Source organism: Arthrobacter sp. Soc17.1.1.1, assembly GCF_036867195.1.
Lineage (GTDB): Bacteria > Actinomycetota > Actinomycetes > Actinomycetales > Micrococcaceae > Arthrobacter_D.
Window position 1 is genome coordinate 2520157 of record NZ_JBAJII010000001.1, and the last position, 13018, is coordinate 2533174.

At 70.5% G+C, this 13018-nt stretch carries 10 protein-coding genes; 4 read left to right on the forward strand and 6 right to left on the reverse strand.

Annotation, left to right across the window (positions count from 1 at the left end):
• The first annotated feature begins 39 nt into the window (after positions 1 to 39).
• From V6S67_RS11710 to V6S67_RS11720, 3 genes are all read left to right on the forward strand, one after another.
• Entirely contained in the window at positions 40 to 507 is a 468-nt protein-coding gene (locus V6S67_RS11710; protein WP_334210409.1) for a Fur family transcriptional regulator, read from the forward strand.
• 94 nt (positions 508 to 601) lie between these two features.
• Entirely contained in the window at positions 602 to 1171 is a 570-nt protein-coding gene (locus V6S67_RS11715; protein ID WP_334210410.1) for a MarR family winged helix-turn-helix transcriptional regulator, read from the forward strand.
• 50 nt (positions 1172 to 1221) lie between these two features.
• Complete coding sequence (locus tag V6S67_RS11720; RefSeq protein ID WP_334210411.1) at positions 1222 to 1773, forward strand: MarR family winged helix-turn-helix transcriptional regulator; 552 nt, start codon at positions 1222 to 1224, stop codon at positions 1771 to 1773.
• Here the strand turns inward: V6S67_RS11720 and V6S67_RS11725 are convergent.
• The 6 genes from V6S67_RS11725 to V6S67_RS11750 form a co-directional block, all read right to left on the reverse strand.
• Positions 1770 to 2660, reverse strand: coding sequence for a metal ABC transporter permease (locus tag V6S67_RS11725; RefSeq protein WP_334210412.1), 891 nt, complete (start codon positions 2658 to 2660; stop codon positions 1770 to 1772). The two genes, V6S67_RS11720 and V6S67_RS11725, sit on opposite strands and share 4 nt — an antisense overlap.
• Positions 2661 to 2662: 2 nt before the next feature.
• Entirely contained in the window at positions 2663 to 3496 is an 834-nt protein-coding gene (locus V6S67_RS11730; RefSeq protein ID WP_334211586.1) for a metal ABC transporter ATP-binding protein, read from the reverse strand.
• 65 nt (positions 3497 to 3561) lie between these two features.
• Positions 3562 to 4554, reverse strand: a complete 993-nt coding sequence (locus V6S67_RS11735; protein ID WP_334210413.1) for a metal ABC transporter solute-binding protein, Zn/Mn family — start codon at positions 4552 to 4554, stop codon at positions 3562 to 3564.
• Between the two features lie 94 nt (positions 4555 to 4648).
• Positions 4649 to 5737, reverse strand: coding sequence for a hemolysin family protein (locus V6S67_RS11740; RefSeq protein ID WP_334210414.1), 1089 nt, complete (start codon positions 5735 to 5737; stop codon positions 4649 to 4651).
• Entirely contained in the window at positions 5734 to 7173 is a 1440-nt protein-coding gene (locus tag V6S67_RS11745) for a hemolysin family protein (RefSeq protein ID WP_334210415.1), read from the reverse strand. The genes V6S67_RS11740 and V6S67_RS11745 overlap by 4 nt, the downstream gene beginning before the upstream one ends.
• Before the next feature lie 270 nt (positions 7174 to 7443).
• On the reverse strand, positions 7444 to 8895 hold the full coding sequence (locus V6S67_RS11750; protein WP_334210416.1) for a GuaB1 family IMP dehydrogenase-related protein: 1452 nt from the start codon (positions 8893 to 8895) through the stop codon (positions 7444 to 7446).
• 248 nt (positions 8896 to 9143) lie between these two features.
• Here V6S67_RS11750 and V6S67_RS11755 point away from each other — a divergent pair, with 248 nt between their 5' ends.
• The gene (locus tag V6S67_RS11755) at positions 9144 to 12998 is read left to right on the forward strand and encodes a multifunctional oxoglutarate decarboxylase/oxoglutarate dehydrogenase thiamine pyrophosphate-binding subunit/dihydrolipoyllysine-residue succinyltransferase subunit (RefSeq protein WP_334210417.1); all 3855 of its coding nucleotides are present in this window, start codon (positions 9144 to 9146) and stop codon (positions 12996 to 12998) included.
• The last annotated feature ends 20 nt before the right edge of the window (positions 12999 to 13018 follow it).

Below are 13018 nucleotides of genomic sequence, written 5' to 3' on the forward strand. Positions count from 1 at the left end.
GGTCCAGGGCACGTCCGGTGCCCTCGGGAAGGTTGGAACATGACGCCTGAGGCGACATCCGAGGCAGGGCCCACGGTGGGAACAGTGGGAACGGCGGGAACGGGAGGCGCGCAGCGCGTCACGCGCCAGCGCCGTGCGGTCAGTGCCGCCCTCGACGACCTCGACGACTTCGTCAGCACCCAGGAGCTCCATCGGCTGCTCCACGACCGCGGCGAGTCGGTCTCGCTGGCGACGACGTACAGGATCCTGCAGTCCATGGCCGACGACGGCCTCGTGGACGTACTGCGCAGCGGCGACAACGAGGCCGTCTACCGCCGATGCGCCGTCGAGCACCACCACCATCACCTGCTGTGCAGGAACTGCGGCCGGGCCGTGGAGATCGAGGCTCCCGCCGTCGAGCAGTGGGCCGCGCGCATCGCGGCCGAGCACGGCTTCACCGATACCGCACACACGGTCGAGATCCACGGGCTGTGCCCGGAGTGCTCGGCATCGGCCCGCCGGTCCTGATGTGCCGCCGCGAGTGCCTACCCCATCCGCCGTGCGCGGCGATATGGCCTCCGTCCGGGGACGACGGCGGCCGTCCTCGACTACGCTGATTCCTGTGCCACCCCCCGATCCCCGCGTCCCTCCCGCCGCGGTCCCGACAGCGGACCGGCAGGCCGCCGGTCCCGGTGCGGAGCGCCTCGAGGAACTGATCGACGCCGTGCGGCGCTACCGGACCGCGGAGATCGCGATGCGCGGCCGGAGCAGGGACTCCATGCACCTCGGACGGTCGGACATGACGGCGCTGCGCCTCCTGCTCCGCGCCGGGCAGGCGGGCACGCCGCTGACCGCCGCGGCCCTCGCGCGGGAGCTCGGCATCTCGACGGCGGCGACGACGGTCCTCGTCGACCGCCTGGCGAAGAGCGGCCACGCCGAGCGCCGCCCGAGTGCCACCGACCGGCGGGCCGTCGAGATCTGGCCCACCGTCGCGACGGACGAGGAGGTCCGCGCCACCATGGGGACCCTGCACGAACGCATGATGGCTGCCGTGAACGCGCTCTCCCCCGCGGAGAGCGCCGTGATCCATCGGTTCCTCGGCGACCTGGGGCGTGCGGTGTCGGGTCTCCGGTTCCCGGTGGAGCCCGGCGCGGCCGCATCGCAGGACGCTGTGCCGCCGGGTTCGGAGTAATCCGGACGGTAGCTAGAGGGATTGACTACTAGATGATCTAAGCTAAAGACATGAAGTCCTCGGATGCGCAGCAGGGAGCGGGCTACTGGTACCCGCCGGGCGGCGCTGACGCGTCCGCGCCGCCGGCCGACCGGGGCGCCACCGGCGTCGACGTCCTCAACGCTTTGCGTGCGTACCGCACCCTGGAGAACGACCTGCGCCGGCGCCTCAGCCGGCAGCTCAGCGTCAACGAGACGGACCTGAGCGCGCTGCGCTATCTGCTCTCGGTCTGGCAGCGCGAGGAAGGGGCGAGCCCGAAGGAGCTCGCGCTGGCCCTCGGGATCTCGAGCGCGTCCACCACCCTCGTGATCGACAGGCTCGAGAGGGCCGGGTTCATCCGCCGCCGGCGTCATCCCGTGGACCGCCGCGCCGTGATCATCGAGCCCGGCGAGAAGGCGACCGAGGAGTTCCGCGCCGCCTTCGACGTCGAGAAGCGCGGGGTCCTCGTCGCGGCCGACCGCCTCACCGACGCGGAGACCGAGACGGTCACGCGTTTCCTGCGCAGCATGGAACAGGCCCTGACCGACGCGGTCGAGCAGGCGGACCGGCCCCCGGAGCCCTAGGCCCGCGCCGCCACACCCTGCGGGAGGCCCTCCGTGCGCGATCGAGCCGCCGCCCGGCGTGAACCGACCACCCGGCACAGCAGGTAGATCACGAAGGAGATCGTGGTGACATAGGGGCTGATCGGGATGCGTCCGCCCAGCGCGAGGAGGATGCCGCCCACCACCGACGTACACGCGAACAGCACGCTCAGCAGGACCACGAGTCCCGGCGCCGAGGTGACCTTGAGGGCCGCCGCCGCGGGGGTGATGAGCAGGGCCAGCACCAGCAGGGCACCGACCACCTGGATGGACAGGGCCACCGAGATCCCCAGCAGGACCATGAAGAGGATCGAGAGCCCGCGCACGGGCACGCCGCGCGCCTCGGCGAGGTCGGCGTCCGCGCTGGCGAAGGTCAGGGGGCGCCAGATGGCGGCGAGGGCGACGATGACGACGGCGGCGCACCCCACGAGCAGGTTCAGCTGCACGTCGTCCACCGAGACGATCTGCCCGGTGAGGAGGCCGAACTTGTTGGCGGCGCGCCCCTCGTAGAGCGCGAGGAACAGGATGCCGAGCCCGAGGCCGAACGGCATGACCACACCGATGATCGAGTTGCGGTCGCGTGCCCGGATCCCCATGAACCCGAGCACCAGCGCCGCGAGCACCGATCCCACGAGCGAGCCGGCCACGACATTGGCCCCGACGAGCAGCGCGAATGCCGCCCCGGCGAACGAGAGCTCCGCGATGCCGTGCACCGCGAAGGCGAGGTCACGCATCATCACGAAGGTCCCGATGAGTCCGCCCAGCAGGCCGAGGACGGCTCCGGCGATGAGGGAGTTCTGCACCAGCGGGAGCAGCTGGGCGTAGTTGTCGAAGGTGAAGATCGCCTCCACGATCCCGGAGAAGTCCATGCTCACGCGCTCTCGTGGTGGTGGGTGGTGGCGTCGGGCAGGCCCACGACGACGATCCGGCCGTTGCTGTGCAGCACCTCGACGGGGCTGTCGTAGAGGTCGGAGAGGACCTCGCTCGTCATGACCTCCGCGGGCGCCCCGACCCGGAACCGTCCGTCGGCGAGGTAGAGGACGCGGTCCACGTAGTCGATGACGGGATTGATCTCGTGCGTCACGAAGACCACGGCGCTGTTCTTCTCGTGGCACTGCCGGTTGATGAGCGAGCTCACGGCCTGCTGGTGGTTCAGGTCGAGCGACAGCAGGGGCTCGTCGCACAGGAGGACGGTCGGGTCGGTGGCCAGGGCCTGCGCGGCCCGCAGCCGCTGCTGCTCACCGCCGGAGAGGAGCCCCACGGGGGCGTCGGCGTAGGACGCGGCGCCGACGTCCTGCAGGAGGCCGTCCACGCGCTCGCGGTACGCCCGCCCGTGCAGCCGCAGCCCCCACCGGTGGCCGTCCACGCCGAGTCCCACCAGGTCGCGCGCGCGCAGCGGTGTCTCGGGCGGGAAGGATTTCTGCTGCGGGATGTAGCCGAGGTCGCGGCTGCCGCGCGTGATCGGTCGGCCGTTGATCGTCGCGGTCCCCGTGTCGAGCGGCTGCAGCCCGAGCAGCACCTTCAGGAAGCTGGTCTTGCCCGATCCGTTCGGTCCGAGGACGGCGAAGAACTCACCGGGCATGATGTCGAGGTCGAGGCCCTCCCACAGCGTGCGCCGGCCGAAGGAGAGTGCCGCGCCGCGCAGGCTGATCGCCGGGCCCGTGCCGTCCGGGGACTGCGCGGAGCGCGGGGTCGTCGAGGTCATGCGGAGCGGCTCCCAGTCCGTCGGGGGCGCACCGGGACCGGACGCCGAGAGCGCCGAGCGTGAACTCACGAGCCGAGCGCCGCCTCGATGCTATCGGTGTTGGCGCTCATCCAGGAAACGTAGTCCTCGCCGTCGGGCAGCGTCTCGGTGAAGACGAGCACGGGCAGGCCCGCGCCCTCGGCGGCCGAGCGCACCGCCTCGGTCTGCGATCCCTCGGTCTGGTCGTTGTAGGCGAGGAAGGCGAGCGTCCCGCCGGTCACGAGCGACTTCATGTCCTCGAGGACCGCGACGGGGACCTCCGATTCCTCCTCGATGGCCTCGGTGAACTCCTCGGGGGTGGCGTCGGTGAGGCCCGCGTCCTCGAGCAGGTACGCGGGGACCGGCTCGGTGACGGCGACCCGGCCGCCGGGTCCGTCCGCAGCCAGTGCGGCCAGGCGGTCCTGGATGGCCTGCAGTTCTGCGGTGAAGGCATCGGCCCGCTCCTGGTACGCGTCGGCGTTCGCCTCGTCCAGCCGGCCGAGTTCCCCCGCGATGGCGTCGGCGAGGGCCGTCATGGCGGGCAGGTCGTACCAGACGTGCTCGTTGAAGGCGCCGTGCCCATGGCCGTCCTCGCCGGCCGCGTCGTCGTGCGCCTCGCCGGACGCCTCCTCGGAGTGTCCCTCCTCGGAGTGACCCTCCTCGAGGCCGGAGAGCTCGACGGCGCTGAGTACCGCTTCAACGCCCGTCTCCTCGGCGAGGCGGCCGAGGAAGACGTCGTAGCCGCCCCCGTTCTCGATGACGAGATCCGCCTCGGAGACGGACAGCTTGTCCTGCACGGTTGCCTCGTACGAGTGGGGATCCTGGCTGAGGCTGTCGACGATCGCCGTCACCTCGACGTCGTCGCCGCCCACGGCCGAGGCGATGTCCCCGTACACGTTGGTGGCGGTGACGATGCTGAGCGCCCCGTCGCCGGCAGCGTCCGCGGCCTGCGCCCCCGAGCCGCCGTCACCGCAGGCGGCGAGCCCGACGGCGGAGGCGGCCAGGAGGGCGGGAACGGCGAGACGGCGGGACAGGCGCATGGGACCTCGATCTGGCTAATGAGAACTGTTTACGTTAGGAGATCGAGCATAGCCTAGACGCGAACGGTTCGCATTGCTGGCGCGGGGACCCGTGTCAGCGGACCGGCGCCTCCGCGCCGCCTGCGCCCTCCCCGGTCCGCCGGACGCCCTGGTTCTGGGTGGCGTCCCGGATCTCGCCGATGAGCTGCTCGATCACGTCCTCGAGGAAGAGCACGCCCCGCGTGGAACCGTCGGGTCCGAGGACACGCGCGAGGTGCGACCCCGTCCGCTGCATCACGGCGAGCGCGTCCTCGATCTCGTCGCTGAGCGACAGGTTCACGAGCGTGCGCACCTTGTTCTCCGTGATGGGGCGCCGGTACATGGCCTGCGGCATGGACATGACGTCCTTCAGGTGCATGTAGCCCGTGAGGTTACCGGAGTCGTCCACCATGACGAACCGGGAGAACCCGGTGCGGCCCACGGCCCGCTCGAAGTCCTCGGGGGTCGCGTCGGTGCGGACGGTGACCAGTTCCTCGAGGGGCACCATCGTCGTCTCGGCCGTCTGGCCGGAGAACTCGAGGGCGCTGGTGATCAGGCCGGACTCGTCGTCCACGAGTCCGCTCCTCGTGGACTCCTCCACGATTGACTGGACCTCCTCGAGCGTGTACGTCGAGGACACCTCGTCCTTCGGCTCCACCTTGAGGGCCCGGAGGATGTGGTTCGCGGTCCAGTTGAGTGTCGAGATCACCGGGTTGACCACCCGCGCGACCATCACGAGCGGCGGGGCCAGGAGGAGCGCCGCCTTGTCGGCCACGGAGACCGAGATGTTCTTCGGCACCATCTCGCCGAACGTCACGTGCAGGAAGGTCACGAGGACCAGCGCCAGCGCGAACGCGACCCCGTCCGCGAGGCCCTCGGGGATGCCGACGGCCTCGAACGGCACCACGAACAGGTGGTGGATGGCCGGTTCGGCAACCTGCAGGATCAGCAGGGAGCAGACGGTGATGCCCAGCTGCGAGCAGGCGAGCATGAGGGAGACGTGCTCCATGGCCCAGATGGTGGTCCGGGCGCGCTTCGACCCAGCCTCGGCCAGCGGCTCGATCTGGCTCCGGCGCGCCGACATGATGGCGAACTCCGAGCCGACGAAGAACGCGTTGCCCATCAGGAGGACCACGAGCCAGACGATTCCTGCCCAGTCGCTCATCGGTCGGCCTTCCTGACGGCGGTGCTGCCCGCGAGGGCAGGGCGGGCGCCGGGGCGCGGGGCGGTGTCGTGCGAGCCCGTCCCCAGCGGCACGGACTGGTGCTCGGGGACCACGGCCTCGTCGGGCGCGTCACCGGCGGGGACGGGCGCGGGGCGGAAGTGGACGCGGTCGATGCGCCGTCCGTCCATCCGCTCCACGGTGAGGGTGCCCTCGGGCACCTCGACGCGGTCGCCCGGGGCGGCGACGCGCCCGAGCTCGGCCATGATGAAGCCGGCCACGGTCTCGTACCCGGCCTCGTCGGGCACCACGAGGCCGGGGATCTGCAGGGTGACCTCGTCCGGGCGCAGGAGGCCGGGGAAGAACCAGTCCCCCGCCGCGCTCTGCAGCACGCCGGGCTTCAGCTTGTCGTGCTCGTCCTTGACCTCGCCGACGATCTCCTCCACGAGGTCCTCGAGGGTCGCCACGCCGGCCGTGCCGCCGTACTCGTCCAGCACGACGGCGAGCTGGAGGTTGGCCTCGCGGAGCTCGCTGAGGAGGGAGTCCAGGTGCACGGTCTCGGGCACGCGGAGCACGTCGGTCATGATGGTGCCGGCCGGGAGGTCGGCGCGCTTGTGGCGCGGCACGGCGACGGCCTTCTTGACGTGCACCACGCCGCGGATGTCGTCGGCGGAATCGCCGATGAGGGGGAAGCGGGAGAAGCCGGTGCGCCGCGCCGCCTCGACGACGTCGGCCACGGTCTGCTCGGAATCGATGACCTCCATGCGGATGCGCGGGGTCATGACGTCGGCGGCCGTCCGCTCCGAGAAGCTGAAGGTCCGCGCCAGGAAGTTCGCCGTCCCCTGGTCCAGGGTGCCCATCTCCGCCGAGCGGCGCACGAGCGATGAGAGCTCCGACGGCGTCCTGGCCCCGGAGATCTCCTCCTTGGCCTCCAGGCCGAAGATGTTGAGGATCCGGTTGGAGAAACCGTTGAGCACGATGATGGCCGGCTTGAAGACGGCGGTGAAGACGAGCTGCGGGCGGGCGAGCGCCTTGCCCACCCGGAAGGGCAGCGCGATGGACAGGTTCTTGGGGACGAGCTCCCCGATGAGCATGGAGAGCAGCGTCGCCAGGATCATCGCGATGATGATCGAGGTCGAGGCGACGAGGGCCTCCGACAGGCCGAGATCGGCCAGCGGCCCCTCGAGGAGCTTCCCCACGGAGGGCTCCATGACGTACCCGGTGAGCAGCGTGGTGAGGGTGATGCCGAGCTGGCAGCTCGACAGCTGCGTGGACAGCGACTTCAGGCACCGCAGCAGCGGCTCGGCCTTCGTATCGCCGTCGTCCACCGCGCGCTGCACGTAGGTCTGGTCGAGTGCGACGAGGGCGAACTCGACGGCCACGAAGAACCCCGTCCCGAGGACGAGGAGCAGGCCGACGACCAGGTAGATCCACTCCACCGCTTATTTCCCCTCCCCGATCAGCACGGGCAGGGGGTGCAGCGGTCCGCGTCTGAGGGGGTCCGCCGCGTCGGGGAGGGCCGCGTCCGAACCGGCGTCGACAGAGCGCTCCGCATCGGTTCCGGGCAACGCATGGGCAAGAGGTGAGGGGATGCCGGCATCGAGCCGGCCCCTGGAAGGACTGTCCATAAGGAGGCCCAGTTTACCGGCTCGGGCTCGCCCGTGACCGAGGACTTTCTCCGCGGGCGGAACCGTGCCCCCTCGGGGGCCCTACCAGCTCTGCTGGAGCGGGCGCCCCTCCTCGTACCCCGCCGCCGACTGCACGCCGACCACCGCACGCTCGCGGAACTCGGCCAGCGAGACGGCGCCCGCATAGGTCATGGAGCTGCGCACGCCGGCGGTGATCAGGTCGAGCAGGTCCTCCACGCCGGGGCGGGCGGGATCCAGGTACATCTTCGACGTGGAGATGCCCTCCTCGAACAGGCCCTTCCGTGCCCGCGCGAAGACGTCGTCGCGCCGCGTCCGGTTCTGCACCGCGCGGGCCGACGCCATGCCGAAGCTCTCCTTGTAGCGGCGGCCGTTGCTGTCCGTCTGCAGGTCGCCCGGGCTCTCGTAGGTCCCGGCGAACCAGGAGCCGATCATGACCTGGCTGGCGCCTGCGGCGAGGGCGAGCGCGACATCGCGCGGGTAGCGGACACCGCCGTCGGCCCACACGTGTGCACCCAGCTCGGCCGCGGCCTGCGCGCACTCGTGGACGGCGGAGAACTGCGGGCGTCCGACCGCGGTCATCATGCGCGTGGTGCACATGGCGCCGGGGCCGACGCCGACCTTGACGATGGACGCGCCCGCGGCCACGAGGTCGCGCACCCCGTCGGCGCTCACCACGTTGCCGGCCACGATGGGGACCTTCGGGTCCAGGCCTCGCACGACGGCGAGGGCGTCGAGCATCTTCCGCTGGTGGCCGTGGGCGGTGTCGACGACGAGGACGTCGACGCCCGCCTCGAGCAGGGCCGAGGCCTTCGCCTCGACGTCGCCGTTGATGCCGACCGCCGCCGCGACGCGGAGCCTGCCCGCGGCGTCGAGGGCGGGGTCGTAGATCGTCGAGCGGAGCGCACCGGTGCGGGTGATGACACCCTGCAGCACGCCGTCGCGCACCACGGGTGCAAGGGCGATGCGCGCACCGTCGAGGTCCTCGAAGGCCTTCTGCAGCGCCACGGCCGGCTCGTCGTCGAACAGGGACGCCTCGAACGGCGCGGGCGCCGCCCGCATCACGGACTCGAGCGAGGCGAAGCGGTCCACCTCCTCGCAGTCGGCCGCGTTCACCACGCCCACGCAGGCGCCGGCCTCGTCGACGACGAGGACGGCCCCGTGGGCCCGCTTGTGCATGAGGTGGAGGGCGTCGATCACGGTGTTGCCCGGCTGGAGCTTCAGCGGCGTCTCGAAGACGGGGTGGCGGTCCTTGACCCACGAGGTGACCTCGGCGATCACCTCGACCGGCACGTCCTGCGGGAGCACGCCGATCCCCCCGCGCCGGGCGACCGTCTCGACCATGCGCCGGCCGGTGACCGCCGTCATGTTCGCGACGACCAGCGGGATCGTGGTCCCCGTGCCGTCGTCGGAGGAGAGATCCACGTCGAAGCGGGAGATGACCTCGGAGGCACTCGGGACGAGGAACACGTCCGAGTAGGTGAGGTCTGTGGTGGGCGGGGTGATGAAGCGCACGGTGCTCCCTGCGTCGACGGCCGGACGGGCCGCCTGATGGACAGCCGCAAAGAGTCTAGTGCGTCGTCCGCGTCCGGGCACATCCGCGCGCCGCGCGCAGTATCGCACGGCGCGCCTCCGCACGACACGCCTGATTGGCCGTTGCCTACTCCTGTCACTACACTTGGACAGGGTTCAGACGCGGCTTCTCGGCCGATCGTGCCGCCCGCATCGCGCTCAGGGCAACTTACGGAAGAGGCGTATACCAAGTGCCAGAACAAACCAGCCATCGCCTGCCTGAAGAATTCGGCGGGAACGAGTGGCTCGTTGATGAACTCTACGAACAGTTCCAAAAGGACCGCCACTCGGTCGACCGGAAGTGGTGGGACCTCTTCGATTCGTTCGACGCGGAGAAGGCGCCGAACGGACGCAGCTCGGCAGCGGACCGGCCCGCAGGCGCCGCTCCTGCAGCACCCGCCGCCCCTCCGGCCGCGCCCGGGGGCAACGGCACCTCCGCCGCCACCCCGACGCCCCCCACGAAGGAACTGCCGGTCGTGAAGACCGAGGCCCCGGCACCCAAGGCATCGGGTGAGAGCCCGGCCAGCACCCAGCAGGACGGCACGCCGCCCGTGGCGAAGGAGCCCGCACCGGCGAAGAAGGCCGAGAGCTCGCGCGAGGAGAAGCCCGCCGCGAAGCCCATCCCGGCCCAGCTGCCGGCCTCCGACCGCAACGGCGAGATGGAGGAGAACCGCGTCAGCGTGCTGCGCGGTCCCGCCAAGGCGATCTCCACCAACATGGAGGCCAGCCTCAGCGTCCCCACGGCCACGAGTGTCCGCGCCATCCCGGCGAAGCTGCTCATCGACAACCGCGTGGTCATCAACAGCAACCTCGCCCGCGCCCGGGGCGGCAAAGTCTCCTTCACGCACCTGATCGGCTACGCGATCATCCGCGCCCTCGCCCAGTTCCCGTCGCAGAACGTCTACTACGACGTCGTCGACGGCAAGCCCTCCGCGATCCAGCCGGCGCACGTGAACTTCGGCCTGGCCATCGACATGCCGAAGCCCGACGGCACGCGCTCGCTCGTGGTGCCGAACATCAAGAAGGCCGAGACCATGAACTTCTCGGAGTTCTGGCACGCCTACGAGGACCTCGTGAAGAAGGCCCGTGCGGGCAAGCTCGGCGCGGACGACTACGCCGGCACCACGGTGTCCCTGACCAACCCGGGCGGCATCGGGACGGTCCACTCCGTGCCCCGCCTCTCCAAGGGACAGGCCTGCATCATCGGCGCCGGCGCCCTCGAGTACCCCGCGGAGTTCCAGGGCTCGAGCGAGAAGACGCTCGCCAAGCACGCGATCAGCAAGACCATCACGCTGACCTCCACCTATGACCACCGCGTCATCCAGGGTGCCGGCAGCGGCGAGTTCCTGCGTATCATCCACCAGCTGCTGCTGGGTGAGCAGGGCTTCTACGACGAGATCTTCGAGTCGCTGCGGATCCCCTACGAGCCCGTGCGCTGGAGCGCCGACATCCAGGTCGACCCGGTGGACCAGATCAACAAGGTCGCCCGGATCCAGCAGCTCATCCACGCGTACCGCGTCCGCGGGCACCTCATGGCGGACACGAACCCGCTCGAGTACGTCCAGCGCAAGCACGCCGACCTCGACATCCGCACGCACGGCCTCACGCTGTGGGACCTCGACCGCGAGTGGCCCACCGGTGGCTTCGGCGGGCAGCCGATGCTCAAGTTCCGCGACATGCTCGGCGTCCTGCGCGACGCCTACTGCCGCACCACCGGCATCGAGTACATGCACCTCCAGGACCCCGCCGAGCGGCAGTGGTTCCAGGACGAGCTGGAACACCCCTACTCCAAGCCGAGCCGCGAGGAGCAGCTGCGCATCCTGCACAAGCTCAACTCCGCGGAGGCCTTCGAGACGTTCCTGCAGACGAAGTTCGTCGGCCAGAAGCGCTTCTCCCTGGAGGGCGGCGAATCGCTGATCCCGCTGCTCGACGCCGTGATCTCCGGTGCGGCCGACGACGGGCTCGACGAGGTCGCGATCGGCATGGCCCACCGCGGCCGCCTGAACGTCCTCACGAACATCGCCGGCAAGACCTACGCCCAGGTGTTCCGCGAGTTCGAAGGCACCCAGGACCCCCGCTCCGTGCAGGGCTCCGGCGACGTCAAGTACCACCTCGGCACCGAGGGCACGTTCACGTCCGACGCCGGCAACGAGACCAAGGTCTACCTCGCCGCGAACCCGTCCCACCTCGAGGCCGTGGATCCCGTGCTCGAGGGCATCGTCCGCGCCAAGCAGGACCTCCTCGACCAGGGCGACACCTTCCCGGTGCTGCCGATCCTCATCCACGGCGATGCGGCGTTCGCCGGGCAGGGCGTGGTGGCGGAGACGCTCAACCTCTCGCAGCTGCGCGGCTACCGCACGGGTGGCACCATCCACGTCATCGTGAACAACCAGGTCGGCTTCACCACGAGTCCCACGTCCTCGCGCTCCTCCGTGTACTCCACGGACGTCGCGAAGATGGTCCAGGCACCGGTGTTCCACGTCAACGGCGACGATCCGGAGGCCGTGGTCCGCGTGGCCCAGATGGCGTACCAGTTCCGCCAGCGGTTCAACAAGGACGTCGTCATCGACATGGTCTGCTACCGCCGGCGCGGCCACAACGAGGGCGACGACCCCTCGATGACGCAGCCCATGATGTACAACCTCATCGAGGCCAAGCGCTCCGTCCGGAAGCTCTACACCGAGGCCCTGATCGGCCGCGGCGACATCACGCAGGAGGAGGCCGAGCAGGCCCTGCGCGACTACCAGGAGCGCCTCGAGCGCGTCTTCGCCGAGACGCACGCGGCGCAGACCTCGCCGATCCCCGTCGTCACGCGTGACCCGCAGGCGGTGTCCGACCTCGAACGCCCCTACGCGCAGCAGGCGGACGGCGGACGCGGCGACGCGCCGCAGACGGCGATCAGCGCCGAGACGCTCGCGCACATCGGTGCGGCCCACACCTCGATCCCCGAGGGCTTCACGGTCCACCCGAAGCTCAAGGCCCTGCTCGAGAAGCGCGAGCAGATGTCCCGCGAGGGCGGCATCGACTGGGGCTTCGGCGAGATCGCCGCGTTCGGGTCCCTGCTCATGGAGGGCGTGCCCGTGCGGCTCGCCGGCCAGGACTCGCGCCGCGGGACCTTCGTGCAGCGCCACGCGGTGTTCCACGACCGCGCGACCGGCCACGAGTGGCTGCCGCTCGACGACCTCAGCACGGACCAGGCGAAGTTCTGGGTCTACGACTCCCTGCTCAGCGAGTACGCGGCCATGGGGTTCGAGTACGGCTACTCCGTGGAGCGCCCGGACGCCCTGGTGATCTGGGAGGCGCAGTTCGGCGACTTCGTCAACGGCGCGCAGACCATCATCGACGAGTTCATCAGCTCCGCGGAGCAGAAGTGGGGCCAGCGCTCCTCCCTCGTCCTGATGCTGCCCCACGGCTACGAGGGCCAGGGCCCCGACCACTCCTCCGCCCGGATCGAGCGCTTCCTGCAGATGTGCGCCGAGGAGAACATGGTCGTGGCCAACCCGAGCTCGGCCGCGTCGCACTTCCACCTGCTGCGGCGGCACGCGTACACGCGTCCGCGGAAGCCGCTGGTCATCTTCACGCCCAAGCAGCTGCTGCGCCTGAAGGCGGCGGCGAGCCCCGTCGAGGACTTCACGCAGGGCACGTTCCGTCCGGTCATCCCCGACACGCTCGGGACCTCGGGCAGCGACGTCGAGCGCGTGATCCTCGTGTCCGGCCGCCTGTACTACGACCTCCTGTCCACGCGCCAGAAGCTCGACGACACCCGGACCGCCATCGTGCGCGTGGAGCAGCTGTACCCGCTCCCCGTGGACGAGATCAGGGCTGCACTCGCCACGTATCCCGACGCGGAGATCGTCTGGGCGCAGGACGAGCCGGCGAACCAGGGGCCCTGGCCGTTCATCGGCCTGAACCTCCCGCAGGAGCTGGACCGGCCCGTCCGCCTGGCCTCGCGTCCGGCGTCGGCCTCGACGGCCACCGGTTCTGCGAAGAACCACGCCATCGAGCAGGAACTCCTCATCAAGAAGGCGTTCGGCCGGCAGCAGTAGGTCTATGGCAGGCCAGTGGC